This is a genomic window from Pseudomonas sp. O230 (assembly GCF_045447035.1).
Lineage (GTDB): Bacteria > Pseudomonadota > Gammaproteobacteria > Pseudomonadales > Pseudomonadaceae > Aquipseudomonas.
Genome location: NZ_JBJGXN010000004.1, coordinates 431066 through 456154, shown reverse-complemented (window position 1 = coordinate 456154; position 25089 = coordinate 431066). Strand labels below are relative to the sequence as shown.

Here is a 25089-nt window from a genome sequence, read left to right as displayed (position 1 = left end):
ACTCCTTATAAAGGTCCGAGGACGACGGTGATCACGGTCAATACACAGACGTACAAGGCGCAATCGAATAGCGCTTCGTGCCAGATCCAGCGACCGACCGGGGTCAGGCGCAACAGCAGACGCCCCCCCCCGGTGACCAGCAGCGCCAGCAGCACATAAATCAGAAAAGGACTGAGCAGCACGCCGCCCACCGACCATTCACGCAAGCCCATGGCTTTGCTCCTGTTGATGGCACCAGGCGCGCCAGCTGTTTTGCAATTGCAGCACCGCGCCCTGGGCCAGTTTCACCGCATCACTGGGCGGCAATGCGTACAAAGTCTTCAAAAACTCTTCGCTGGGTTGTTCCAGTGCATCCGCGCAGTGGCCGGACGGGCCTTGCTCAAGGACGTTTTCCAGTTGCTCGAGATACCGCCGCTGCGCGGCACTGACCGGTGCCTGCGCCACCGCCAGACTCAAGCGCAAATGCAGCAACTCATCGCCAATATCGAGTCCGAGCAAGCCGTCGTCCCATCGACTGCGCGCCGGTTCCGGCAGTTCCGGGTAGTGCCGCGCCAGTTGCAGCAAGCGGTCGGCCATGCGTCCGCCGAACCAGCTTTCGGCACCGCGCAGATTACGCCGGGTCAGGCGCACCAGGTCGCCGAGGGTCGCCGCCAGCAAGCGCCGACCGTGCCACGTCGGGTTGCGCAGGATCAGCAAGTGAAACGCCAACACCGCCGCACCGACACCCACCACCATGGCTTGAGCGCTGTTGAAGAACGTCGCGACATCAAATTTCATCGCGTTGAGCGGTGACACCAGCACGATGAAATGCAGACAGAACGAGGTGGCCGTGGCGCCGATCTGCGGCCTGGCCATGCCCAGCGCGCCGAAGAACAACGGCACGCCCATGCCCATGCACAGCAATGCAAAACCGCTCCACTGCGGCAACAGAATCTGGCCGACGATGAACGCCGCCGGGATCGCCAGAAAAATACCGCGCATGAAACTCATGCCGATTTGTGCGCCGTTTTCGCGACTGGCGAACAGACTGCACACCACGCAGGTCAACAGCAACGCCCCGGAGGCGGCGGGCCACGCGGTGGCCAGCCAGAAACACGCCACCACCAGAAACGCCAGAGCACTGCGCGCGCCGAACACCAGCGCCAATGACAGATCGCGGTGCGGCGTCAGGGCGCGCGGCGGGTCGACGGTTTCCTTGCCCTCCTCCACCGCAGTCAATGCCGCGTTCGCCGCCATCGCGGTATCCATCAACAAGGCGAAACGGACCAGACAGTAACTCTGCGCGGAACTGATCTGCGGGTCATGGCTGGCATCGAGCAAACGCGGGCGCAAGGCTTGCAGCGTTGCGGGGTCCGGGCTGGCGAGCGCGTCCTGAACCTCAGTCATCCACGGCATCAACTGCTCGGCTTCCTGCGGTTCAAGCTGCTTCCATTGCCGCCGCACCGAGCGCGCAATGCGTAGCAGCATCAACAGCTTCTGGCTCAGCCCGCTGATGGCCCTTGCACGCTGCCGGCCCAGCCCACCCTCGAACCAGGCATGTTCGCGCTGAGCATCCACCGCGACGATTCGGCCGAGGATTTCCAGCAAGCCCTTGCGCGCCTGACCATCGCCGGCCAGGGTTGCGCGTGCGGCATGCATGCCACTGTGCCACGCAGCGCGTGCCTGGTCCGCCAATTGCCGCTCGACCCGCATCGGCCACAGCAACGCACTGGCGGCGGTGGCGCAGAGAATGCCCAGACAGATTTCCGTGCAGCGCGCCACGGCTTGGTCGAACACCGTCAGCGGATGGGCGATGGCCGGTAACGCGATGATCGCCACCGTATAACCGGCCAGCACAAATGAATAAGACCAGGCACTGCGCAACAGCGTCGAACTCGCCGTACACAACCCTAGCCACAACGCCAATGCCAGCAGAAACAGCCACGGCGTCTGGGCGAACAGGCCCATGAACACCACCGACATCAGGGTCCCGATCAGCGTCCCCAGCAACCGCGCCAAGCCCTTTTGCACCACCATCCCGGACAACGGTTGAGCGACGATGAACGCTGTCATCAGCGCCCAGGCCGGTTGCTCCAGGCCCCAGCGCAATGCCAGCCACAATGCCAGGCCGCCACCGATCAGCGTCTTGATCGCGAACTGTAGGGCGCGGCGGTCAGGCGCGAATAAAGCCTGCAAAGTGATGGGCACGTAAAACACTCTTGAAGGGACGATTTAACGATAGTCGGGTTCATCGAAGTGACTTGGAAAACAAATTATTAGCTGGCTATCTATCAGGCGTCCAGCGCTAAAACCCAGGCACAAAAAAACGCCAGGCTGGCTGGCGTTTTTGACAGACTTTACGCGCTTACGAACGTGCGCGAGCCTGGTTGCGCAGGGCTTTCACCTGATCGTGGTTGCGTTGCACGCCATGGTACTGACGTTCAACCAGGTCACGAATGCCCACCAGGTTGTGCTTATTGATTTTCTCGATGGCTTCTTTGTAAGCCTTCAGCGCATGATCTTCACCGCGTTCGGCTTCGTTCAGCACGGCTTCTTCATCTTTGCCGGTGAACACCGCTTTCACGTCGACCCAGCGACGATGCAAGTCACCGCTGACGCTGGTGGACGTTTCCGGATCACCGCCCATCGAACGAACTGCAGTTTGCAGTTCGGAGGCCGCAGTGGCGCAGTCGGCGGAGCGAGTGATGAACAGCGTTTTCAGTTCAGGATGTTTGATGTCTTCAGCGCAAGTCTTGAACCCTTCCTGACCATCTTTACTGGTTTCAATCAGGTCGTTGAGTACAGAGATCGCTTCTTTATTGAGGTCGGTCATTTTTCAATTCCTTGCGGGTTGATGAAAGATGCAATAGGTATTGCACCGTGCATGCCAGCTTTGAATTGATAATTTATTACTTATATTTCAATAACTTAATATCAAAGAGAAAATCTGTATCCGCTTTTTTTGCATGATCTGTCAATTGGCCTGCATGCAGAATGCCTGTATTTTCCAAGGCTGTTGAATCAAGACGACCGATTGATGAACCCTGAAAAGCTCGAACTGCTGATTACCCGCGAAATGCCTTTCGGCAAATACAAGGGCCGCATCATTGCCGACCTGCCCGGCCCCTACCTGAACTGGTTCGCCCGCGAAGGCTTCCCCCATGGAGAACTGGGGGGCCTGCTCGCCCTGATGCAGGAAATCGATCACAACGGTTTGTCGGAGCTGCTTGAACCGCTGCGCGCCAAACACGGCAAACCCGCCCCTCGCCACTGAGCCGTCCCCATGCCCGATAACGCCCGCCGCGCCCGTGATGAAATGTTCTGGCAAACCTTTGCCGACCGCTATGCCGTCGAACCCGGCCCGATCAACCTCGAAAATGGTTACTTCGGGCGCATGTCGCGCACGGTGGTCGAGGAATACCAGCGCAACATCGAACTCATCAATCGCAGCAACTCGGTGCATGTGCGCCAGCGTTTCGAACAGGTTGAAAACGAACAGGTTCGCGCACAGCTCGCCGACCTGGTGGGCGTGACGGCTGAATCCGTCGCCTTCACCCGCAACGCCTCGGACGGTTTGCAATCGCTGATCCGCAATTACAATCGCTTGCAACCCGGTGACCAGGTGCTGATCTGCGATCTGGAATACGACACGGTCAAAGGCGCGATGCGTTGGCTGGCCCGACATCGCGGTGTGGAAGTGATCGAGATCGAACATGCACACCCCGCCAGTTTCGACAGTTTGCTGGCGACTTACCGCGACGCCTTCGTGCGATACCCAAAGCTCAAACTGATGGCCCTGACTCACGTCACTCACCGCACCGGTCTGGTGATGCCGGTGCGGGCGATTGCTGCCGCCGCCAGGGAACACGGGATCGACGTGATCCTCGACGGCGCCCATGCGCTCGGCCAGATCGAGTTCAATCTCGATGACCTCGGCATCGCGTTCGCCGGTTTCAACCTGCACAAATGGATCGGTGCGCCGCTGACTCTGGGCTTCATCTACATTGCCCCGGAGCGCCTCGCCGACATCGACCCGGACATGGGCGAAATGCATTTCCCGATCACCGACATTCGCGCCCGCACACCGTACAGCACGCCCAACATCCCGGCGCTGCTGACCCTGCCGCTGGTGTTCGAAGAGCATCGGGCAATGGGCGGTTCCACCGCCAAGGGCGCTCGGCTCAATTACCTGCGCAATCGCTGGGTCAGCGCCGTGCGTGACTTGCCGGGCATCGACGTGATGACCCCGGACGACCCGCGACTGTATTGCGGCATCACGTCGATGCGCTTTACCCGGCACGCCGACCAACAAGCAATGGCCGAACGGCTGCTCAAGGACTACAACCTGTTCACCGTGGCTCGCAGCGGTGCAGCGAGTGGTCCGTGCATCCGCATCACGCCGGGACTGACCACCACCGCAGCAGAGATGGATGCGCTGAGCATGGCACTGAACGAGCTGCGCTGACATCACACGGTGTACTTGTCGAAGTCCTCCGGTTTGATCTGCGATGAAATCGCGAATGTGTCGATGCCAATGGTCATGTGCCCGAAAAAACCGTCTTCTTTCGAGTCGCGACCGAGGGTGTGCACGTTCAGGGTCGAGGCTTCGCCGCCCATGGTGGCGTAGTAGTAATCCTCGTCGTTGGTCAGCGCGGTGACGGTTCGACCGCTGTATTCCCGGGCATTGAGCACCGAGCGCGAGGCCACTTCGGGAAAGTACAGTTGGCCGACCCAGGCGACGTGGCGCTCTTCGAGATAGTTGTTGCCGGCAGTGACTCGGACCGCGACGTGTATGTGCAGCGCGCGACCGGCATAGAACCCCGGATAAATCGTGGTAAACCGCACGATGCCCTTCTGGTCGGTGAACTGCCCGCCGCGCAGATAAGTGTCGTCGTCGGTACGCGGGATCGCGCCGATGTCGCCGACGTCGACTTCCTTGTCGGGGTTGATTTTGCTCCACCCCGAATAGGTGCCGCGAGCGCTGCAATGCCAGATGTCGACGATGGCCCCTTTGACGGGTTCACGGGTCATTGCATCGATGATCGTCAGCCGCAGCACCAACGGAATGCCGTCCATGCCTTCGCTGATGTTTCGCCTGATCAGTTTCGGATTGCGAAAATACGGGCCGGCAATCTGTTCGGGTGACAGCAGGTAAGCCGCTGGTGAGGGTGTAACTGGGGTGGTGGCGTCCATGACGTTCTCTTTTCCATAAGATGAACGCAGGTTAACGCTGGATCAGTGGCGAGATGCGGTAACTATGTATCGCAAGCCGGCGCCTACGGAAAATGGTTTTTCGTTGGGCAAAAAAAACGGTGCACCGACCAAGCGCACCGTAAAGCCGTAGAACACACAACGAAGTGTTGGGTAAAAGCAAATCAGTCCAGCAGCGCCAAGGCCTCGGCGGTGCATTCCTGAATGCGGGCCCAGTCGCCGTTCTTGATCCACTCCGGATCAAGCATCCAGCTACCGCCCACGCACATCACGTTTTTCAACGCCATGTAGCTCTTGATGTTGGCCGGGCTGACGCCGCCGGTCGGGCAGAATTTCACTTCGCCGAACGGCCCGCCCAAGGCTTTGATTGCCGCGACGCCACCGCTGACTTCCGCCGGGAACAGCTTGAAGCGGCGATAGCCCAAGCCGTAGCCTTCCATGATGCCCGAGGCGTTGCTGATGCCTGGCAACAGCGGGATCGGGCTGCTGACGCTGGCTTCGAGCAGATCACGGGTGATGCCCGGTGTGACGATGAACTGCGAACCAGCGGCTTCAGCGGCGGCCAGCATTTGGCGATCGAGCACGGTGCCGGCACCGGTCACCAGTTCCGGACGCTGCTCGCGCAGGATCTGGATGGCCTTGAGGCCGAACTGCGAACGCAGGGTCACTTCCAGGGCTGTCAGGCCACCGGCCGCGAGGGCGTCAGCCAATGGCAGCACGTCCTGTTCGCGAGCGATGGTGATCACCGGCAGAATCCGCGCCTTGGCGCAGAGGCTGTCGATCAGGGCAACTTTGTCCGCCATGGAAACGGTCGGGGATGGGATTGTCATAGCGGCTGTTCCTTGGCTCATGGGCACCAGTAAATCTCTAACGTAGGTTGCAGAAACGCGCGAATCGGCATGGCGGCGACATCGTCACCGGCCAATGCGGCACTCAGGGTGGCCAGCTTGGACTGACCGGAAATCGATAGAGCGGTGTGTTTGGCCGAGGCCAGCAACGCGCGACTCATGGTCAGGCGCTGATGCGGTACGGTGGGTGCCAGCATCGGGTAGCAACGACGGGTGCCGTCGCTTTTCAAGGCGTCGGCCAGGTTCGGGCTGTTCGGGAACAGCGACGCGGTGTGGCCGTCGTCGCCCATGCCCAGCACCAGCACGTCAATCGCCGGCAGCTCGGCGAGCAAGCGATCAGCCTGTTCGGCCGCTTGTTCAAGGTTGGCGCTGGCGCTGTACAGGCTCAGGAACTGAGCCTTGGCGGCCGGGCCTTGCAACAGGTAACGCTTGAGCAGACCGGCATTGCTGTCGGCATGTTCAACCGGCACCCAGCGCTCATCCGCCAGGCTGACGACCACGTTCGACCAGTCCAGTGCCTGCTTGGCCAGGTGCTGGAAAAACGCCACAGGACTGCGTCCGCCGGACACCACCAGCGTGGCCGTGCCTTGAGCCTCGATTGCGTCGCTCAGTTGCCTGGCCACCTGCAATGCCAGGCCTTCGGCCAGCAGCACCGGGCTTTTGAACGCGTGGGCGCTGACGCCCTGCGGCAGTTGTAAATTAGATATCGCCATACCACGACCTCCCGTCCCGCGTGATCAGTGCAATTGAGCTCATCGGCCCCCAGGACCCGGCCGCGTACGGCTTGGGCGCATCACCGGATTTCTTCCACCCGGCGATCAACTGGTCACACCACTTCCACGCGGCTTCGATTTCATCTTTACGGACAAACAGGTTCTGATTGCCGCGCATCACTTCCAGCAACAACCGCTCGTAGGCATCGGGAATCCGTGCGCTACGCCAGGTGTCGGAAAAATTCAGCTGCAACGGACCGCTGCGCAGCTGCATGCCTTTGTCCAGGCCTTGTTCTTTGGTCATCACACGCAAGGAAATGCCTTCGTCCGGTTGCAGGCGGATAATCAGCTTGTTGCTGATTTGCAGGCGCTGCTCGGGGGCGAAGATGTAGTGCGACGGTTCCTTGAAGTGGATGACGATCTGCGACAGTTTTTGCGGCATGCGCTTGCCGGTACGCAGGTAAAACGGCACGCCGGCCCAACGCCAGTTGCGGATGTCGGCCCGCAGGGCAACGAAGGTTTCGGTGTCGCTCTGTGTGTTGGAATTCGGTTCTTCGAGGTAGCCAGGAACCGGTTTGCCTTCGCTGTACCCGGCGATGTACTGGCCGCGCACCACTTGGGTGGTCAGGCCTTCCGGGCTGATCGGCGCCAGCGCCTTGAGCACTTTGACTTTCTCGTCACGAATACTGTCGGCGGACAGGTCAGCCGGCGGGTCCATGGCGATCAGGCAAAGCAGTTGCAGCAGGTGATTCTGGATCATGTCCCGCAGCTGACCGGCCTTGTCGAAGTAGCCCCAGCGGCCTTCGATCCCGACCTTCTCGGCCACGGTGATTTCCACGTGGGAAATGTAATTCTGGTTCCACTGGGTTTCGAACAGGCTGTTGGCGAAACGCAGGGCGATGAGGTTTTGAACGGTCTCTTTGCCCAGGTAGTGGTCGATGCGGTAGGTGCGATTCTCCGGGAAGAACTGCGCCACGGCGTCGTTGACCTTGCGCGAGGATTCGAGGTCCGAACCGATCGGCTTTTCCAACACCACGCGGGTGTTCTCGGCCAGACCGACCTTCGCCAGGTTCTCGCAGATCGCGCCATAAACGGCGGCTGGCGTGGCGAAATAGGCAATCACTCGTTGAGCGCTGCCGGCCATTTCGGCCAGGGCCACATAGTCTTCGGACTTGAGGAAATCGACGTGCAGATAGGTCAGGCGAGCCAGAAAGCGTTCGACCACCGCTTCATCCAGCTCTTTGGCACCGACATAGCGGCGCAGCTCGGCAGCGATGAACGCCAGATGCTCCTGCTCACTGCCGGGCTCACGGGCCAGCCCGATGATGCGCGTGTCTTCGTGCAGCAGGCCTGCGCCGTCGAGTTGATAGAGGGCAGGAAACAGCTTGCGCAGGGCCAGATCGCCAAGCGCGCCGAACAAGGCAAAGGTGCACGGTTCAACCGTAATCGAAGGCATGATGTTTGTTCTTTTATCAAGTTAAGCTACAAATACCTTTTTTCAAGGCATCGCTCAAGCAGAAATGTAGTAATAACCACAACATTTTCGCAAAATACAGATTCCGAGTGGTGGTCGGTCGGAGCCATCAGTAGGATAGGCCACCGTTTGGGACAGTATCAAAGTCCCAATTTGCATAGCAGCACGCTTGCTTGCATCGCAGAGCACTCTTGTAGGCGAACCTAGGAAACCATATGGACCGCGTGCGAAATTTACTGGAACAGATCCAGAATCGTCTTGAAGACCTGAACAAGGCAGAACGCAAAGTCGCCGAAGTGATCCTGCTCAACCCAGAGCAGGCCACCCGGTTCAGCATCGCCGCCCTCGCCCAGGCCTCCAAGGTCAGCGAGCCGACGGTCAACCGTTTCTGCCGTTCGTTCGGCGTCAGCGGCTACCCGGAGCTCAAGCTGCAACTGGCCCAGAGCCTGGCCAGCGGTGCGGCGTATGTCAGCCGCGCGGTCGAGGCCGACGACAATCCGGAAGCCTATACCAAGAAGATTTTCGGCAGCGCCATCGCCTCACTGGATAGCGCTTTGCAGGCACTCGACCCGAATCTGATCAGCCGCGCCGTCGACCTGTTGATCCAGGCTCGGCAGATCCACTTCTTCGGCCTCGGCGCTTCAGCCCCGGTGGCGCTGGACGCACAGCACAAATTCTTCCGCTTCAACCTGGCCGTCACCGCCCATGCGGACGTGCTGATGCAGCGCATGATTGCTTCAGTGGCGCACACCGGTGAGTTGTTCGTGATCATTTCCTACACTGGTCGCACCCGCGAACTGGTGGAAGTGGCGCGTATCGCCCGGGAAAACGGCGCTTCGGTGCTCGGTCTGACGGCCGAGGGTTCACCGCTGGCCAAGGCCAGTACGCTGAGCCTGAACATTCCATTGCCGGAAGACACCGACATCTATATGCCGATGACGTCGCGGATCATTCAGTTGACCGTGCTGGACGTGTTAGCGACCGGCATGACGTTGCGCCGTGGCGTGGATTTCCAGCCGCATTTGCGCAAGATCAAAGAGAGCCTGAATGCGAGCCGGTATCCGGTAGGGGATGAGTTCAACTAGGCCAATATGTTCATTACCTGATCTGGCCTCATCGCGGGCCAGCCCGCTCCCACAGTGTCCGTGTCGAGCACAAAACCTGCGACTGCCACCGAACCTGTGGGAGCGGGCTTGCCCGCGATGAGGCCCGGTACAACACCGCAGAATTGAGCTAAGCCCCAACCCTTGCCTGCAAACTCAAATGCGCCTTCTGCCCCGGCGCCAGGCTCAGGCTATCGGTCCCGCCGCTCGCCGCTTCCACACAGACAAACTCGGAAATCTCGTTCCAACTGACGCCCAATAGCGGCCGCGTCCCGGGATGCCAGACCACCGTGTCTGCATCATCGCCGGTATCGATACACAATTCCCGCTGCCAGGCGTGGTCCTTGAGCTGCAATTCGCCGTCATGCTGGAACACCCGCTGACAGCCGCCCTCCACCCGCAACTCGCCTTCCTGCTGGCAAGCCTGTCGGTTCAACTGGTCATAACCTTGCGCGCCGTCGAGCCCAGACAGCGCTATCTCACCGACATCACCAATACGCCAATAGGCGTGCAATGCCTGACTCAATTGGCACGGCAGGCTGTCTTGATGCTCGGTGCTCAGGCGCAACTCCATGCGTTCGCCAAGGTGGGCATGCAGGTCCACTTGCCAGTCGCACAACTGCAGTTGCCAGTGCAGCCGCACGCCGTCGTCGTCATGACTGCTGTCGAGGAGTTTCCAGTCCAGCAACCGCGCCCAGCCATGGGACGGCCAGGCGTTTTCACTCGGATGCCGTCCGTACCACGGCCAGCACACCGGCACACCGCCGCGAATCGCACCGACGTGCGGCCACTTCGCCGCGCACCAGAGCCAGGGCTTCTGGTCCTTGGGCTGAAAGTGCAGCAACTGCGCGCCCTGACGACTGAACACTGCCTGACACAGTGGGTGGTCGATCACCAATACGTCGCGCATCTGATAACGCTCCCACGCAAACACCGGACGTTCGCGCAAGGATTTGAAGAAGCGTTGTAGCGGATGCTCATGCATGTGCCACGGTCCTGAAAATCATCTTTACCGGGGGGCGCCACCCCAAAAAAAAGCGGACAGCCTGGGCTGTCCGCAAAAATGCGCACATAGAGAGGAGCTTATCGCAACAGCGTTAGAACACCGACTGAATTTTCACCCCGGCGACCAGCGCGTTATCGACTTCATCCACACCGCCCGGGTGAGTGATGTATTGCAGGTTAGGACGCACGGTCAGCCAGTTGGTAACGTGGAAGCCGTAGTTGATCTCGTAGTTGTACTCGGTGTTACGCAGTGGCGAGAACGTCGGATCCTGATAGTCAGTGACATTGTTGGAGGCGTTGACCAACTCGGCGTTTTTCTTCACGTCATCGTTGACATGGATACGGGCGGCACCGATACCGACGTCATCTTTTGGACGCGCATCGAACGGGCCTTTGTACACCAGCATCAGCGACTGGTAGTTGTCGACGATGTTGGTGTCCTTATCGTGGAACGTGGCGTTGGCCGAAACGGTCAGGCCGCGGCTCTTGTCACCGTTGTGGTCGGTCAGCTGCTGCTGCGCCACGAACCAGTACCCGGACTTGCTGCTGTGGCTGCGGTAAGCGTTGCCACTGGTGGCCGCATCAGCACCATTTTCGTCTTCACGAACGTCATCGGCCTTCGCCGTGCTTTTGTAGTAACCGACACGGTATTCGCCCGGCAGGTTGTTCGGGTTTGGCAACCAGACCAGTTCGACCGGCAACACGGTGCCTTTGGTACCACTGCCGCTGAGCTTGAAGCCGTTACCGTGTTCCAGTTGCGACGGGTTCTGGTTGTACGCGCCGATCTGCGCATAGAACTCAGGCGAGATGTTGTACTTCACGCGGACCGCAGCCTGGCTAACCGGCCAGTTGTACCAGATGTTGGTTGCCCAGTTACCCACCTGGGAACCGCAGAACGCCAGGTTCTGGAACTCGCACGGGAAGGTGTTGAAGTCTTCGCCTTCACCGAAGTAACCGGCCTTGACGTCCAGTTTGCCGTCGAGGAACTGGTGCTTGATCCACAACTGGGTCAGACGCACCATATGGCCACGACCGTAGACTTCCTGGGAGGAACTCAAGGTGCCGGCGCGCGGGTCGCCGACACGGTCATTGGAGATGTTTTCGCCGTTACGGTTGGTCAGCTGGATCTTCGCCTGGGTGTTATCCCAGCCCCACAGCTTTTGCAGGTCCAGCGCAACGCCCAGGCCAAACTGGTCGGCGTAACGCGCTGTCTTGTCGTTGTTGTAGCCGCCGTGAAGGTTGCCGCCTACTTCACCGACGTAGTCCATCTTGATGTCGATGCCTTGTTCGATCAGCTTTGTCCGCTCGCCACCCCAATCGCCGGTCATCCATTCGGAATCGGCGCTGAACGCGTCAGCCGCGTGCACGCTACCGGCCAGCATCATTGCCGCAATCGCCGACAACTGGCAGATAAGCTGAGCGTTGTTGTTCTTCTTCATCCCTACATCCTCGTTTTATTGTTATTAACTGTTTTTATCTAACGCGGTTACATCGGTTGCGACGGGTGACAGGCCACCCGCCGCGGATCTCCCCTTTGCATGAGCCGGCTTGCTGCGGGCGGCGTTCCGACGAAAGCGGTTTAACTGTCGACATTGATGTTGAATGTCAGTCCGCTATCGCCGGCAAGCCGGCTCCTACATTGATCTTCAGCGGCCTTTGAATTGGGTCACGTTGGCGCTGTGCACTTCGGTTTTCGCCACACCGGCCACCCCCAGGCGCTCTCCGGTCTTGGCATCGAACAGCAGCACTTTCGATGGATCGAATTGCAGGGTCAGGGTCTCGCCCACGGCCGGTGCGACGTCCGGCGCCAGGCGGCAGCAGACTTTGGTGCCGTTGAGATTGACGAACACCAGCGTGTCGGGACCAGTCGGTTCGGTGACCTGCACTTCGGCGCGAATGGTCGGCAAACCATTGGCTTCGCTGCCCGCCAGCACGATTTGTTCAGGGCGCATGCCGAGGATCACTTCGCGGTCTTCCAGACCGGCGTCCTGCATGCCCAACGGCAATTCGCAGCGCGCCTGACCGCTGTCGAGCAGCGCCACCAGACGACCGTCCTTGCGCTGCAAACGCAGAGGGATGAAGTTCATCGGCGGTGAACCGATGAAGCTCGCCACGAACAGGTTGGCCGGGTTGTTGTAGATGTCTTTCGGCGTGCCGAACTGCTGGATGATCCCGTCCTTCATCACCGCCACCTTGTCGCCCAGCGTCATCGCTTCGATCTGGTCGTGGGTCACGTAAACCGTGGTGGTTTTCAGGCGCTGGTGCATCAGTTTCATTTCGGTGCGCATCTCGACCCGCAGCTTGGCGTCGAGGTTGGACAGCGGTTCGTCGAACAGGTAAATCTTCGGTCGCCGCGCCAGGGCACGGCCCATCGCCACGCGCTGTTGCTGACCACCGGAGAGCTGGCCGGGCTTGCGGCCCAGCAGATGCTCGATCTGCAACAGCTTGGCCACGCGAGCGACTTCTTCGTCGATTTCCACCGTGGGCATTTTGCGAATCTTCAGGCCGAAGGCGATGTTGTCGCGCACGCTCATGGTCGGGTACAGCGCATAGGACTGGAACACCATGGCGATGTCGCGATCTTTCGGGCTCATGCCGCTGATGTCAGCGTCGTCCACCAGGATCGCGCCACCGCTGATGGTTTCCAGGCCGGCGATGCAGTTCATCAGCGTGGATTTACCGCAGCCCGACGGGCCGACCAGAATCAGGAACTCACCGTCATCGATCTTCAGTTCGATGTTTTTCAGGGTGTCCGGCAAACCGGCGCCGTAGGTTTTGTTGACGTTGCGTAATTCGAGAGTTGCCATGTTTCTACCCCTTGACCGCGCCGGACGTCAGCCCACGCAGGAAATACTTGCCAGCGAATATGTAGACCAGCAGTGTCGGCAGCCCGGCGATCATCGCGGCGGCCATATCAACGTTGTATTCCTTGGCCCCGGTGCTGGTGTTGACCAGGTTGTTCAGGGCCACGGTGATTGGCTGCGCATCGCCGCTGGCGAAGACCACGCCGAACAGGAAGTCATTCCAGATCTGGGTGAACTGCCAGATCAGGCAGACCATCACGATCGGGATCGACATCGGCAGCAGGATCTTCCAGAAGATCGTGAAGAAGCCCGCGCCATCCAGGCGAGCCGCCTTGACCAGCGCATCCGGGATGCTCACGTAGTAGTTGCGGAAGAACAGCGTGGTGAACGCCAGACCGTAGACCACGTGCACCAGCACCAGACCGGTCGTGGTGTTGGCCAGGCCGAGCTTGCCGAGGGTGAACGAGGCTGGCAGCAGCACGGTCTGGAACGGCAGGAAGCAGCCGAACAGCAACAGGCCGAAGAACAGTTGCGAACCGCGGAAGCGCCACATCGACAGCACGTAGCCGTTCATTGCACCGATGAAAGTGGAGATCAGGACGGCGGGCACGGTGATTTTCACCGAGTTCCAGAAATAGCTGCCGACACTGTCCCAGGCCTTGATCCAGCCGATGCCGTCAATGACAGTCGGCCAGCTCAGCAGGTTGCCGGTGCGGATGTCTTCCGGGGATTTGAAACTGGTCAGCAGCATCACCACCAGCGGGATCAGATAGACCGCCGCGGCGAGCAACAGCGTGGCGTAGATCGCGATGCGGCTGAAACTCAAGGCGGGTTTGCCAAGTTGATTACTCATGGCGCTTGCCTCGCAATTCGGAGTACAGGTACGGCACGAGGATGGTCAGCACGGCACCGAGCATCAGCATGGCGCTCGCCGAACCAATGCCCATCTGGCCACGGCTGAAAGTGAAGGAATACATGAACATCGCCGGCAGGTCGGATGAGTAGCCAGGACCGCCCGCAGTCATTGCCGCCACCAGGTCGAAGCTCTTGATCGCGATGTGCGCGAGGATCATGAAGGCGCTGAAAAACACCGGGCGCAGGCTCGGCAAGACGATCTTCAAATAGATGGTCGGCAGGCTCGCACCGTCGACTTGTGCGGCACGGATGATCGATTGATCGACACCGCGCAAACCGGCCAGGAACATCGCCATCACAAACCCGGAGGCTTGCCACACGGCGGCGATCACCAGGCAGTAAACCACGCGATCCTGATCCACCAGCCAGTCGAGTCGGAAGCCTTCCCAGCCCCAGTCACGCAACATTTTGTCCAGGCCCAGGCCTGGGTTGAGCAGCCATTTCCACGCGGTACCGGTGACGATCATCGACAGCGCCATCGGGTACAGGTAAACGGTGCGGATGAAGCCTTCCTTGCGAATGCGCTGGTCCAGCAGCACCGCGAGGAACACGCCCAACACCAGGCTGATGCCGATGAACATGCCGCCGAAGAGCGCGAGGTTCTTGCTCGCGACCCACCAGCGATCGTTGTCCAGCAGCCGGGTGTATTGCTGCAGGCCGACCCATTTGTAGCTCGGCATGAAGCTGGAATTGGTGAAGGACAGTACGAATGTCCAGATGATGTAACCGTAGAAACCAACCAACACGATGAGCATGCTTGGCGCGAGTACCAACTTGGGTAACCAGCGTTGCAGCGCATCGAACGGTGAGGCTTTGCTGAAAACCGCCACAGAGCTCATCGGGATAATCCAGGTTCAGAGAAGTGAAGAGCAATCTGCAGGAGCTGGCTTGCCAGCGATTCAGGCTCCGCGGTGTGTCAGGCACACCGCCTCGCCGGCAAGCCGGCTCCTACAGTAGAGCGCGTCGGGTCAGGCCACAGGCGTACCTGCGGCTCCGGGATTACTGGGCGGCTTTTACAGCCGATGCCAGTTGGGCGCTGGCCTTGGCCGGGTCAGCATCCTTGTCGTTCATGAAGTTGGTGACCACGTCGAAGATCGCGCCTTGCACGGCCAGGGAAGTGGCCATGTTGTGCGCCATGCTTGGTTGCAGGCCGCCGGTCTTCTCGTCCGCCAGGAAGTCCTTGGCGGCGGTTTGAGCGCAGGCGTCAAAACCGAGCTTGTCCATCTCGTTCAGCATGTCGGTGCGGACCGGGATCGAACCCTTGTTGATGCTGAAGACTTTCTGGAAGTCCGTACCCAACGCAACTTTGGCCAGGTCTTGCTGGGCGGCGATGTCGCCCTTGCGATCAGCTTTCAACTTGAATACAGCCATCGAGTCGATGTTGTAGGTGAAGGCTTTTTCGGTGCCCGGGAACGGCACGCACTGGTAGTCCTTGCCGGCGACTTTCTTCGCCGCAGTCCATTCGCTTTTCGCCCAGTCGCCCATCATCTGCATACCGGCCTTGCCGTTGATGACGTCGGCCGCAGCGATGTTCCAGTCACGACCGGCGCGGTTCGGGTCCATGTAGCCAGTGAGTTTTTTCAGCTCGGTGAACGACTTGATCATCTCAGGCCCGGAAAGGGTTTTCTGATCCAGGTCTACCAGCGCTTTTTTGTAACCGTCGGCGCCCATGACCGAGAGCACCACGTCTTCAAACACCGTGCTGTCCTGCCAAGGCTGGCCACCGTGGGCGAGCGCGATGAAGCCGGCGGCCTTGAGCTTGTCGCCAGCGGCGTAGAATTCTTCGAGGGTGGTCGGGGCTTTGTCGATCCCGGCTTTCTTGAACACTTGCGGGTTGATCCACAGCCAGTTCACGCGGTGAATGTTCACCGGAACGGCGACGTAGTCACCTTCGTACTTGACGGTGTCGGAGACTTTCTTCGACAGCAGCTCATCCCACTTTTCCGACTTGGCGACGTCTTTCAGGGTGTCGGTGCTGAGCAGGCCAGTGCTGCCCCACTCCTGGATGTCCGGACCCTTGATCTGGGCAACGCCTGGCGGGTTACCGGCGACTGCGCGGCTTTTCAGTACGGTCATGGCCGTGGAACCGCCACCACCGGCGACTGCGCCGTCCTTCCAGGTGAAGCCGTCTTTTTCGACTTGAGCCTTGAGGACATCGACCGCTGCTTTTTCACCACCCGACGTCCACCAGTGAACGACTTCCACTGAACCTTTGGAATCGGCGGCAAGGGCACTGAGGGGAAATGCACTGAGGGGAAGCAGCGACGCGAGAGAAATGACAGTAGCGAGGCGAGAAATCGCATTCATCTAGAAGTACCTTTCTTGTTGTTATGCATGCAAGTCTGGTGCTTGCGCTGCATTGGATTTTAAACAGGAGTCATCCCCTCGCAGGTAACGAAGGGACGCGTGAATGTCACCGCATGGTTACATAGAACCGCTCTGGGACAACCTCGCCAAGGCACTGGCCATGCTCGGCGCCAGCGGCAGGCGCGGAATCAACACGGCTTGCCAGGCGTGATAAAGATCGGGTTTCCCACCCCAGATATCAGCGCTCGGCTGGTTCTGCGGATTGAGCTCATGGTGCCAACTGCCCTCGCAGCGATCGATGAAATATCGCTCACAAAATTCCCAGAACAGTCGATACCAGCTTTCGTATTGCGCCTCGCCGGTGCGCTTGAGCAGCGCGCTGGCGGCGGCGCTGGCTTCGCAATGGGTCCAGTGCAAACGATGGCGAACCACTGCGCGATTGTCCCAGTCGAGGGTGTAGACAATCCCGGGCAGCCCGTCGATATCCCAGCCGTGCCGGCAGTTGTGTTCGAAGAGTCTTTGCGCGTCGGTGACGAGCCAGCCGGGGGTCAGCATCCCGGCGTGCACCCGCGCCGCTTCGAGGTGCAGCAACAGTCGAGCCCACTCGAAGCCGTGGCCCGGCGTGGTGCCGTAAGGCCGAAAACCGTCGGCCGGGTTGTCGTGGTTGTAGTCGCGCAGCGGCTGCCAGTCGCGGTCGAAATGCTCGACCACCAGGTAATCGTTGGCGGCGGCGTGACCATGGATCACACGCTCGACAATGCGTTGCGCACGGCACAACCAGCGTTTGTCTTCGGTGACATCGGCCAGGGCGAGGAAGGCTTCGGTGGCGTGCATGTTGCTGTTGGCGCCGCGATAACGTTCCTCCTCACGCCAGTCGCGGTTGAAGGATTCGCGCATCGCGCCCTCCTCCTCGCTCCAGAAATGCGTGTCGATGATGTGGATCGCGTCATCGAGCAAGGCTTGCGCACCGGGTCGTTGCGCGACCACCGCTGAGCTGGCGGCCAGGGCGACGAAGGCGTGCAGGTAAGCGGCCTTGCCGGTGTTGTCGTCAGCAGGATGCGCGGTGGCGAACCAGCCGCCATGTTCGGCGTCACGCAACGGCCCACGGAGGGCGTTGATGCCATGATCCACCAGCTCGGCGAAACCCGGCAGTCCCTGGATATGCGCCATGGCAAAGCTGTGGGTCATGCGCGCGGTGTTCATGGTTTCGGCGCGGGCATGGGCCGGGAGACAGCCCTTTTCGTCGAGATTGCCGAAGCCATCGGCAAGCTTCGACGCCTTGGCGAATGCCAGCAGGCGCAGGCCTTCGGCGGCGAGCCATTGCTGATGGGCGGGGGCGTTCAGCCAACTGCTGAACGCGGGTTGGAAGGTGTCCATGGGGTGCCTTTTTTGTTGTTATGACTGCGGGCAGTCTAAACAACGGGCGGTGGCGGGCTTGTAACGAAGGGGGCGAGTTATGTCACTGAGTTGTGACATTTCGCAGAATGTTTTGCAGTTTGCTTTTGTAGGCGCCAGCTTGCTGGCGATGGCGCTTTCAATGACGCTATCGCCAGCAAGCTGGCGCCTACAATTGTTTGTGTGTCAGTCAAATGAGCGCGGCAACTGCAACGTCACCCGCAACCCACCTTCACGCAGGTTTTGCAGGCTGACCTCCCCGCCATGGCTATGCGCAATGTTGCGCGCAATCCCCAACCCCAACCCATACCCCTGCTGCTGACCGGCCAGACGGAAGTGCGGCTCGAACACCTGCTCCAGCCGCTGCTCCGGCACACCCGGCCCTTCGTCGTCGACATGCAGGACAAACGCGTTCTCGTCGTCATCGATGTGCAGGTGCGCGTTCTGCCCGTACTTCAAGGCGTTGTCGATCAGGTTGCCGATGCAGCGTTTGAGCGCCAGCGGTTTGCCCGGATACGCTGCCAGCGCGCGCCCCTGCTGGGTCACGCGACCATTGCCGTTAGGCGCCAGATACGGCTCCACCAGGCAATCGAGCACATGGTTGAGGTCCACCGGCTCAATGTTCTCGTGAATGTCGGTGTCTTTCACACATTGCAGCGCCCCTTTGACCAGCAGCTCCAGCTCATCCAGATCGCGACCGAATTTGGCTTGCAGCCTTTCGTCCTCAAGCAATTCCACGCGCAGGCGCAAACGGGTAATCGGCGTGCGTAAATCATGGGAAATCGCGCTGAACAACTGGCTGCGTTCGGTCAGGTAACGGCTGATGCGTTCACGCATCGCATTGAAAGCCCGGCCCACTTCCACCACTTCACTGCCGCCGCCCTCCGCCACCGGCTCGACCTCAGCCCCGAGGGACATGTCCCGCGCCGCCCGCGCCAAGCGCTTGAGAGGACGACTTTGCCAATGCACCAGCAGGCCGATGAACAACAGCAAAAAGCCGCTGGTGAGAATGATGAACCAGACTTGCTGCGCCGGCAGACCTTGCTCTTCAAGGCTGGTGTAGGGCTCGGGCAACAGCGAGGCGATGTACAACCACTCGCCCGGCGCCATCTGGATTTGCGTGACCAGCACCGGCGGATTTACCGGCTCCAGCGTCAGCGCGTAATGCGCCCAGGAGCGCGGCAATTCGTCGAGTTTCAGGCCGCCGTTGAAGATTCGCAGGTCTTCGGGGCTGACGAACGTCACCGAGATATCGGTGTCCTGCCCCAGCGACTGGCGCAGCACTTCGTCCACGGCTTTGAGCACCGCCTCTTTGCGCGGGGTGATCGGCAGCACTTGCATGCCCAGGGGTTTGTCGTTGAGGGTGACCACGAAGCGGGTGCCGCCCATGCTGCGCAACTGGTCGAGCACCAGCGGCCGGAATGCGACGGGCAACGAGCGGAAATAACTGACACTGGCGGTCATCGAATGCGCGAGGCTGCGGGCGCTGGTGACCAGGCCTTCCAGCTGCGTGGCGCGCAGTTGCGAGACCCAGATCACACTCGACAAGGCCTGGGCGAACAACACGGCGAGCAAGGTCAACAGCAGCATCCGCCCGAGCAGCGAACGCGGGACCGGAACCTTTGCCGCGAGCTTGCGCAAAACCTCAGTGACCATTGCTGGCAACCACATTGGCTGCCAGCTGATAACCGCTGCCGCGCACGGTGCGAATCAGTCGCGGCGGTTTTTCCGTGTCGCGCAGGCGTTGGCGCAAACGGCTGACCGCCATGTCGACGATGCGGTCCAGCGGCATCAGGTCGCGGCCACGGGTGGCATTACCGATGGTGTCGCGGTCGAGGATTTCCTGGGGGTGGTCGAGGAACAGTTTCAGCAGGGCGAAATCGGCGCCGGAGAGAATCACTTCTTCGCCATCGATGTGGAACAGCCGATGACTGACCATGTCCAGCCGCCAGTCATCGAACGCCAGCACTTCACTGCCGGAACGCTCCTGACCGAATTGCGCACGACGCAACAAGGCCTTGATTCGCGCCTGCAATTCACGGGGGCTGAAGGGTTTGCCGAGGTAGTCGTCGGCGCCCAGCTCCAGGCCGATGACGCGGTCGGCTTCGTCGGAGCTGGCGGTGAGCATGATGATCGGCACTTGCGCCTGACGCGGGTGCTGGCGAATCCAGCGGCAGAGGCTGAAACCGTCTTCGTCCGGCAGCATCACGTCGAGGATCACCAGATCGCTCGGCGCCTCGTTCAACGCCTGGCGGAAACCGGCGCCGTCGGGCGTGGTACGTACCTGAAAACCCGCACGGGTCAGGTAGGTGTCCAGCAACTCGCGTATCTCTTGATCGTCATCGACCAACAAAATCGACTTGTTGACTGAGCTCACGGGGCGGCGTCCTTGTTGTTTGAATGGAGCGGATTATGCCTGATCGATCATAAATCTATGTGTCCGTGAGGGCCCTATCGCTGGCAAGCCAGCTCCTACAGGATTCGCGTCGAATTCAAGAACACCAAAACCCTGTAGGAGCTGGCTTGCCAGCGATGGAAGCGACTCGGTCTTATGCCTGGTCGAGCGCCACACCCGCACCCACCAACCCGGAATACGGCGCCGTCACCAGCCACACCGGTATCCCCTTGAAGTAATCGCTCATGCAGCCCTTGTCGGCAAAGCACCGGGCAAAACCGCTTTCGACAAAGAAATCGGCAAACCGCGGAATCACGCCACCGACGATAAACACGCCACCGCGCGCACCAGTGGTGAGCACGTTGTTGCCGGCCACGCGACCGAGCCAGCAGCAGAACTGCTCCAGCACTTCGAGGGCAATCGGATCACCCGCCAGACCGGCCGCGGTAATCGCTTCGGGCGTTTCGAGCACCGGCACATGCCCGTCCACCGCGCAGATCGCCCGATAGACTCGCGGCAAGCCGCCGCCGCTCAACACGGTTTCAGCGCTGACATGCCCAATCTCGTTGAAGATGTGCTGCCACAGCTGAGTTTCACGCGGGCTGCTCAACGGCAAATCGACGTGCCCGCCCTCGCCCGGCAACGCGGCGAAGCGACCCTCGCCCAAGTCGAGCAACGTGCCAACGCCCAACCCCGTGCCCGGACCAATCACCACCGCCGGACGCAATGGCTCTGGCGTGCCTTCGCAAACCACGCGGAATTCGCCCGGCTGCAAGCGCGTCATGCCCAGCGCCATCGCCGAGAAATCGTTGACCAGCAGCAGTTGCTCCACCTGCAAGGTCTGGCAGAACGCCTTGCGACTGAGGCGCCAGTGATTGTTGGTGAACTTGAATTCGTCGCCGCTCACCGGGCCGGCCACCGACAGGCACACCGAACCAATCGAACCCAACGCCAGACCGAGCCCGCTCAGGTAGAGCGCAATCGCCTCTTCCGGGCTGGCATGGTCCGCCGTCGCCAGCACCTGGATCGATTCCAGTTGCTGGTTTTTCCACAACGCGAAACGTGCGTTGGTCCCACCGATGTCACCGACCAAAGCCAGTTTCAATTAAGCGTCTCCAGGGCAGAAGTAAAGGCGCTGGCGCCCTGCTCTGCGGAGCTGAAGGCCATGCGCATGAAACCAAACAGCTCGCGACCGCTACCAATGTTGTTGCCCAACAGGCCTTTGGCAGGTTCGCGCGCGGCGAATTCGGCGGCGTCGACCTTAATCTCCAGGGTGCCTTTGACGCCATCGACGCGGATGATATCGCCCTCTTGCACGCGGGCCAAAGCGCCGCCCACATACGCTTCAGGGCTGACGTGAATCGCCGCCGGGATTTTCCCCGAAGCGCCGGACATGCGCCCGTCAGTCACCAGCGCGACTTTGAAGCCGCGATCCTGCAGCACGCCGAGGAACGGCGTCATCTTGTGCAGTTCCGGCATGCCGTTGGAGCGCGGGCCCTGGAAGCGCATGACGGCAACGAAATCCTTCTCCAGCAAACCGGCCTTGAACGCATCGGCCAGGTCCTGCTGATCCTGGAACACCATCGCCGGTGCTTCGACGATCTGGTTTTCCAAAGCGACCGCCGAGACTTTCATCACCCCACGACCGAGGTTGCCTTCCATCACCCGCAAGCCGCCCTCAGGCGAGAACGCTCGAGCGACCGGGCGCAGGATGGTTTCATCGAGGCTGTCGGTCACGCCTTCGCGCCAGACCAATTCGCCATTATCGAGGAACGGTTCCTGGGTATAGCGGCTCAGGCCATGGCCAAGCACGGTGTTGACGTTTTCGTGCAGCAGCCCGGCTTCCAGCAGTTCGCGGATCAGGAACGACATGCCGCCCGCTGCCTGGAAATGGTTGATGTCGGCTTTGCCGTTCGGGTAGACGTGGCTCAGGGTCGGCACGACTTCAGAGAGGTCGGCCATGTCCTGCCAGGTCAGTTGAATGCCCGCCGCCATGGCGATGGCCGGCATGTGCAAGGTGTGGTTGGTCGAGCCGCCGGTAGCGTTCAGCGCCACGATCGAGTTGACCAGCGAACGTTCGTCGACGATTTCACCGATCGGCATGAAGTTGCCATTTTGCTTGGTCAGGCGCGTGACCTGATGCGCCGCTTCGCGGGTCAGCGCATCACGCAACGGCGTGTTCGGGTTGACGAAAGACGAGCCTGGCAAATGCAGGCCCATGACTTCCATCAGCAACTGGTTGGTGTTGGCGGTGCCGTAAAAAGTGCAGGTGCCGGGGCTGTGGTAGGAATTCATTTCCGACTCCAGCAGCTCTTCGCGGCTGGCCTTGCCTTCGGCATAGCGCTGGCGCACATCGGCTTTCTGCTTGTTGGAGATGCCCGAGACCATCGGCCCGCCCGGCACGAAGATCATCGGCAGATGACCGAAGCGCAGCGCGCCCATCATCAGGCCCGGGACGATCTTGTCGCAGATGCCGAGCATCAGCGCGCCGTCGAACATGTTGTGGGAAAGGGCAACCGCGGTGGACAGCGCGATCACTTCACGGCTTGGCAGGCTCAGTTCCATGCCCGGCTCGCCTTGGGTCACGCCATCGCACATGGCCGGGGTGCCACCGGCGAACTGGCCGACGGAGCCGATTTCGCGCAGGGCTTTTTTGATCTGTTCGGGAAAGACTTCGTACGGCTGGTGCGCCGAGAGCATGTCGTTATATGACGAAACAATCGCGATGTTGGCGGAGTTCATCATCCGCAGACTGTTCTTGTCTTCGGTGCCGCAACCGGCGACGCCGTGGGCGAAGTTGGCGCATTGCAGCTTGCCGCGCATCGGACCGTCGCTGGCTGCACCGCGAATGAGCGCAAGGTAAGCCTCGCGGGTTGCGCGGCTGCGGGCGATAAGCCGTTCGGTGACCTCAAGGACGCGGGGATGCATGTGTAGAACTCCAGGCTAACGGATGTGGCGACCTGATTGTCTATGCTGAACAAGTGCCGTTGTGGTTGGGATGACAGACGGCTTTCTTGATCATTCGGACCAGTTGATTCAGGTCACTCGTTGTAGATCGAACAAAATATTGCCACTAAAAAGGCTTGTTTTCTATTTTTATGCGAATAATCTTGCAATTCCAACAACAAAACGACGGCGGCCCTGTTAAATGACTCTTCGAATCGCAATCAATGGTTTTGGCCGTATCGGCCGCAACGTCCTGCGCGCACTGTATACCCAAGGCTACCGTCAGGACCTGCAGATCGTTGCCATCAATGACCTTGGTGACAGCTCGATCAACGCTCATCTGCTCAAGTACGACACTGTTCACGGCACGTTCGATGCCGATGTCCAGCACGATCAGGAAAGCCTGACCGTCAACGGTGACCGTATTTCCGTCAGCGCCATTCGTAACCCGGCCGAGCTGCCTTGGGCCGCTGAAAAGATCGATGTCGTCTTCGAATGCACCGGTCTGTTCACCGACCGGGCCAAAGCCGCCGCGCATATTACGGCCGGCGCACGCAAAGTGATCATCTCGGCCCCGGCCAAAGGCGCCGACGCCACTGTGGTTTATGGGGTGAACCACGACATTCTGCGCCAATCCCACCAGATTATTTCCAACGCGTCGTGCACCACCAACTGCCTGGCCCCGGTGGCTCAGGTGCTGCACCGAGAACTGGGCATCGAAAGCGGTTTGATGACCACGATTCATGCCTACACCAACGATCAGAATCTGACCGACGTCTACCACACCGACCCGTATCGCGCCCGCTCGGCCACCCAGAACATGATTCCGAGCAAGACCGGTGCGGCGGAAGCGGTCGGCCTGGTGCTGCCGGAACTGGCGGGCAAACTGACCGGCATGGCGGTGCGTGTGCCGGTGATCAACGTGTCGCTGGTAGACCTGACCGTGCAGCTCAAGCGCGAAGCGTCGGCCGATGAAGTGAATGCGCTGCTCAAAGAAGCCGCCCAGCACTCGAAGATTCTGGGCTACAACACCCTGCCGTTGGTCTCCAGCGACTTCAACCACAACCCGCTGTCGTCGATCTTCGACGCCAACCACACCAAATCCAGCGGCAAACTGCTGAAGGTTCTGGCTTGGTACGACAACGAATGGGGCTTCTCCAACCGCATGCTCGATAACTGCCTGGCGCTGTGCAACGCCGAGTAAGTCCGCCCTGCACAACCCTGTAGGAGCTGGCGTGCCAGCGATGGCGTCCTCAAGATCGCCATCGCCGGCAAGCCGGCTCCTACAGGATTGCGGTGTCCCCGAGATCGCCATCGTCGGTCAATTACCAGCGGAACAACCCATGATCGGAATCAGCTTCACGCAAAAGACCGTGGCGGCGCGCAAACGCATTGCCCTGGTCGCCCATGACCACTGCAAGGTGTTTTTGCTGGACTGGGCCGAGCGGCACAAAGACAAGCTCGCGCAACATGAACTGGTCGCCACCGGCACCACGGGGTTGTTATTGCAACAACGCCTCGACCTGCCCGTAGAGAGCATGATCAGCGGCCCACTGGGCGGCGACCAGCAACTCGGCGCGCGAATCGCCGAACAGCGGGTCGACATGCTGGTGTTCTTCTGGGACCCGTTCGAACCACAGCCGCACGACCCGGACATCAAGGCATTGCTGCGCGTGGCAGCCGTCTGGAACATCCCCGTCGCCTGCAATGAATGCAGCGCTGACTACCTGCTCAGCAGCCCGTTGATGGATCAGGCGCACGCCCATCGCATCCCTGATTACGCGACCTATCTGCAGGGTCGCGCCTGAACCTCTCGGCTCAATCACTGACCACTTGAACGGATAATGGAAATCATCGTCCGTTCAAGATGGATCAGGTTCGCTGCATCCTGATGCATCACCGCGATTTTCCCTCGTTTTACGCTACTTTTCGGCACATTTTCCCGCGCAAACGTTCAACCATGACCGTTCGTCGGAGCCACCATCATGGATCCT

At 60.3% G+C, this 25089-nt stretch carries 23 protein-coding genes; 5 read left to right on the top strand and 18 right to left on the bottom strand.

Annotated features, from left to right (window positions below; genetic code table 11):
• Positions 1 to 5: 5 nt before the first annotated feature.
• The 3 genes from ACI77H_RS10950 to ACI77H_RS10940 form a co-directional block, all read right to left on the bottom strand.
• Positions 6 to 212: a DUF1656 domain-containing protein gene (locus tag ACI77H_RS10950; protein WP_407011908.1), complete on the bottom strand. Its 207-nt coding sequence runs from the start codon at positions 210 to 212 to the stop codon at positions 6 to 8.
• The gene (locus ACI77H_RS10945) at positions 199 to 2187 is read right to left on the bottom strand and encodes an FUSC family protein (RefSeq protein ID WP_407011907.1); all 1989 of its coding nucleotides are present in this window, start codon (positions 2185 to 2187) and stop codon (positions 199 to 201) included. Before ACI77H_RS10945 ends, ACI77H_RS10950 begins: the two co-directional genes overlap by 14 nt.
• Positions 2188 to 2344: 157 nt before the next feature.
• Positions 2345 to 2812, bottom strand: a complete 468-nt coding sequence (locus tag ACI77H_RS10940; protein ID WP_407011906.1) for a PA2169 family four-helix-bundle protein — start codon at positions 2810 to 2812, stop codon at positions 2345 to 2347.
• A 204-nt stretch (positions 2813 to 3016) separates the two neighbouring features.
• Here ACI77H_RS10940 and ACI77H_RS10935 point away from each other — a divergent pair, with 204 nt between their 5' ends.
• The gene (locus ACI77H_RS10935) at positions 3017 to 3253 is read left to right on the top strand and encodes a DUF3820 family protein (protein ID WP_003213031.1); all 237 of its coding nucleotides are present in this window, start codon (positions 3017 to 3019) and stop codon (positions 3251 to 3253) included.
• Positions 3254 to 3262: 9 nt separating this feature from the next.
• The gene (locus ACI77H_RS10930; protein WP_407011905.1) at positions 3263 to 4444 is read left to right on the top strand and encodes an aminotransferase class V-fold PLP-dependent enzyme; all 1182 of its coding nucleotides are present in this window, start codon (positions 3263 to 3265) and stop codon (positions 4442 to 4444) included.
• A gap of 2 nt (positions 4445 to 4446) precedes the next feature.
• On the opposite strand, the gene ACI77H_RS10925 is transcribed toward ACI77H_RS10930, so the two are convergent.
• The 4 genes from ACI77H_RS10925 to zwf form a co-directional block, all read right to left on the bottom strand.
• On the bottom strand, positions 4447 to 5172 hold the full coding sequence (locus ACI77H_RS10925) for an intradiol ring-cleavage dioxygenase (RefSeq protein WP_407011904.1): 726 nt from the start codon (positions 5170 to 5172) through the stop codon (positions 4447 to 4449).
• Between the two features lie 182 nt (positions 5173 to 5354).
• The gene (locus ACI77H_RS10920; RefSeq protein ID WP_407011903.1) at positions 5355 to 6020 is read right to left on the bottom strand and encodes a bifunctional 4-hydroxy-2-oxoglutarate aldolase/2-dehydro-3-deoxy-phosphogluconate aldolase; all 666 of its coding nucleotides are present in this window, start codon (positions 6018 to 6020) and stop codon (positions 5355 to 5357) included.
• A 17-nt stretch (positions 6021 to 6037) separates the two neighbouring features.
• Positions 6038 to 6751: a 6-phosphogluconolactonase gene (gene pgl, locus ACI77H_RS10915; RefSeq protein ID WP_407011902.1), complete on the bottom strand. Its 714-nt coding sequence runs from the start codon at positions 6749 to 6751 to the stop codon at positions 6038 to 6040.
• On the bottom strand, positions 6738 to 8207 hold the full coding sequence (gene zwf, locus ACI77H_RS10910; protein WP_150634016.1) for a glucose-6-phosphate dehydrogenase: 1470 nt from the start codon (positions 8205 to 8207) through the stop codon (positions 6738 to 6740). The genes pgl and zwf overlap by 14 nt, the downstream gene beginning before the upstream one ends.
• 242 nt (positions 8208 to 8449) lie before the next feature.
• Between zwf and ACI77H_RS10905 the strand changes: the two genes are divergently transcribed.
• Positions 8450 to 9310: a MurR/RpiR family transcriptional regulator gene (locus tag ACI77H_RS10905; RefSeq protein ID WP_172825977.1), complete on the top strand. Its 861-nt coding sequence runs from the start codon at positions 8450 to 8452 to the stop codon at positions 9308 to 9310.
• Between the two features lie 148 nt (positions 9311 to 9458).
• Here the strand turns inward: ACI77H_RS10905 and ACI77H_RS10900 are convergent, their stop codons facing one another.
• From ACI77H_RS10900 to edd, 11 genes are all read right to left on the bottom strand, one after another.
• Positions 9459 to 10313 carry a D-hexose-6-phosphate mutarotase gene (locus tag ACI77H_RS10900; RefSeq protein WP_407011901.1) on the bottom strand — a complete coding sequence of 285 codons (855 nt, stop codon included), beginning with the start codon at positions 10311 to 10313 and terminating at the stop codon, positions 9459 to 9461.
• Between the two features lie 112 nt (positions 10314 to 10425).
• Entirely contained in the window at positions 10426 to 11772 is a 1347-nt protein-coding gene (locus ACI77H_RS10895) for a carbohydrate porin (RefSeq protein WP_407011900.1), read from the bottom strand.
• 207 nt (positions 11773 to 11979) lie between these two features.
• Positions 11980 to 13140 carry an ABC transporter ATP-binding protein gene (locus ACI77H_RS10890; protein WP_407011899.1) on the bottom strand — a complete coding sequence of 387 codons (1161 nt, stop codon included), beginning with the start codon at positions 13138 to 13140 and terminating at the stop codon, positions 11980 to 11982.
• Between the two features lie 4 nt (positions 13141 to 13144).
• Positions 13145 to 13990, bottom strand: coding sequence for a carbohydrate ABC transporter permease (locus ACI77H_RS10885; RefSeq protein WP_407011898.1), 846 nt, complete (start codon positions 13988 to 13990; stop codon positions 13145 to 13147).
• On the bottom strand, positions 13983 to 14891 hold the full coding sequence (locus tag ACI77H_RS10880) for a sugar ABC transporter permease (RefSeq protein ID WP_314531714.1): 909 nt from the start codon (positions 14889 to 14891) through the stop codon (positions 13983 to 13985). Before ACI77H_RS10880 ends, ACI77H_RS10885 begins: the two co-directional genes overlap by 8 nt.
• 160 nt (positions 14892 to 15051) lie before the next feature.
• A complete protein-coding gene (locus ACI77H_RS10875; protein ID WP_407011897.1) occupies positions 15052 to 16359 on the bottom strand; it encodes an ABC transporter substrate-binding protein in 1308 nt (435 codons plus the stop codon).
• Between the two features lie 117 nt (positions 16360 to 16476).
• A complete protein-coding gene (locus tag ACI77H_RS10870) occupies positions 16477 to 17736 on the bottom strand; it encodes an AGE family epimerase/isomerase (RefSeq protein WP_407011896.1) in 1260 nt (419 codons plus the stop codon).
• A 204-nt stretch (positions 17737 to 17940) separates the two neighbouring features.
• Positions 17941 to 19410 (bottom strand): ATP-binding protein, encoded by a 1470-nt coding sequence (locus tag ACI77H_RS10865; protein ID WP_407011895.1) that lies wholly within the window; start codon positions 19408 to 19410, stop codon positions 17941 to 17943.
• Positions 19400 to 20131, bottom strand: a complete 732-nt coding sequence (locus ACI77H_RS10860) for a response regulator (RefSeq protein ID WP_007903365.1) — start codon at positions 20129 to 20131, stop codon at positions 19400 to 19402. Before ACI77H_RS10860 ends, ACI77H_RS10865 begins: the two co-directional genes overlap by 11 nt.
• Positions 20132 to 20303: 172 nt before the next feature.
• Positions 20304 to 21254 carry a glucokinase gene (locus ACI77H_RS10855; protein ID WP_407011894.1) on the bottom strand — a complete coding sequence of 317 codons (951 nt, stop codon included), beginning with the start codon at positions 21252 to 21254 and terminating at the stop codon, positions 20304 to 20306.
• Entirely contained in the window at positions 21251 to 23077 is a 1827-nt protein-coding gene (gene edd / locus ACI77H_RS10850; RefSeq protein ID WP_407011893.1) for a phosphogluconate dehydratase, read from the bottom strand. The genes ACI77H_RS10855 and edd overlap by 4 nt, the downstream gene beginning before the upstream one ends.
• Before the next feature lie 220 nt (positions 23078 to 23297).
• On the opposite strand from edd, the gene gap reads away from it, so the two are divergent.
• Both gap and ACI77H_RS10840 read left to right on the top strand, forming a co-directional pair.
• The gene (gene gap, locus ACI77H_RS10845; protein ID WP_407011892.1) at positions 23298 to 24299 is read left to right on the top strand and encodes a type I glyceraldehyde-3-phosphate dehydrogenase; all 1002 of its coding nucleotides are present in this window, start codon (positions 23298 to 23300) and stop codon (positions 24297 to 24299) included.
• Between the two features lie 139 nt (positions 24300 to 24438).
• Positions 24439 to 24903 carry a methylglyoxal synthase gene (locus tag ACI77H_RS10840; protein WP_407011891.1) on the top strand — a complete coding sequence of 155 codons (465 nt, stop codon included), beginning with the start codon at positions 24439 to 24441 and terminating at the stop codon, positions 24901 to 24903.
• Positions 24904 to 25089 lie beyond the last annotated feature (186 nt).

Coding starts and splice junctions, on each gene's coding strand:
- ACI77H_RS10950 (WP_407011908.1), bottom strand. CDS start 212: ATGGGCTTGCGTGAATGGTCGGTGGGCGGCGTGCTGCTCAGTCCTTTT.
- ACI77H_RS10940 (WP_407011906.1), bottom strand. CDS start 2,812: ATGACCGACCTCAATAAAGAAGCGATCTCTGTACTCAACGACCTGATT.
- ACI77H_RS10885 (WP_407011898.1), bottom strand. CDS start 13,990: ATGAGTAATCAACTTGGCAAACCCGCCTTGAGTTTCAGCCGCATCGCG.
- ACI77H_RS10930 (WP_407011905.1), top strand. CDS start 3,263: ATGCCCGATAACGCCCGCCGCGCCCGTGATGAAATGTTCTGGCAAACC.
- ACI77H_RS10920 (WP_407011903.1), bottom strand. CDS start 6,020: ATGACAATCCCATCCCCGACCGTTTCCATGGCGGACAAAGTTGCCCTG.
- ACI77H_RS10875 (WP_407011897.1), bottom strand. CDS start 16,359: ATGAATGCGATTTCTCGCCTCGCTACTGTCATTTCTCTCGCGTCGCTG.
- zwf (WP_150634016.1), bottom strand. CDS start 8,207: ATGCCTTCGATTACGGTTGAACCGTGCACCTTTGCCTTGTTCGGCGCG.
- ACI77H_RS10895 (WP_407011900.1), bottom strand. CDS start 11,772: ATGAAGAAGAACAACAACGCTCAGCTTATCTGCCAGTTGTCGGCGATT.
- ACI77H_RS10925 (WP_407011904.1), bottom strand. CDS start 5,172: ATGGACGCCACCACCCCAGTTACACCCTCACCAGCGGCTTACCTGCTG.
- edd (WP_407011893.1), bottom strand. CDS start 23,077: ATGCATCCCCGCGTCCTTGAGGTCACCGAACGGCTTATCGCCCGCAGC.
- ACI77H_RS10880 (WP_314531714.1), bottom strand. CDS start 14,891: ATGAGCTCTGTGGCGGTTTTCAGCAAAGCCTCACCGTTCGATGCGCTG.
- gap (WP_407011892.1), top strand. CDS start 23,298: ATGACTCTTCGAATCGCAATCAATGGTTTTGGCCGTATCGGCCGCAAC.
- ACI77H_RS10935 (WP_003213031.1), top strand. CDS start 3,017: ATGAACCCTGAAAAGCTCGAACTGCTGATTACCCGCGAAATGCCTTTC.
- ACI77H_RS10890 (WP_407011899.1), bottom strand. CDS start 13,140: ATGGCAACTCTCGAATTACGCAACGTCAACAAAACCTACGGCGCCGGT.
- pgl (WP_407011902.1), bottom strand. CDS start 6,751: ATGGCGATATCTAATTTACAACTGCCGCAGGGCGTCAGCGCCCACGCG.
- ACI77H_RS10900 (WP_407011901.1), bottom strand. CDS start 10,313: ATGCATGAGCATCCGCTACAACGCTTCTTCAAATCCTTGCGCGAACGT.
- ACI77H_RS10865 (WP_407011895.1), bottom strand. CDS start 19,410: ATGGTCACTGAGGTTTTGCGCAAGCTCGCGGCAAAGGTTCCGGTCCCG.
- ACI77H_RS10870 (WP_407011896.1), bottom strand. CDS start 17,736: ATGGACACCTTCCAACCCGCGTTCAGCAGTTGGCTGAACGCCCCCGCC.
- ACI77H_RS10840 (WP_407011891.1), top strand. CDS start 24,439: ATGATCGGAATCAGCTTCACGCAAAAGACCGTGGCGGCGCGCAAACGC.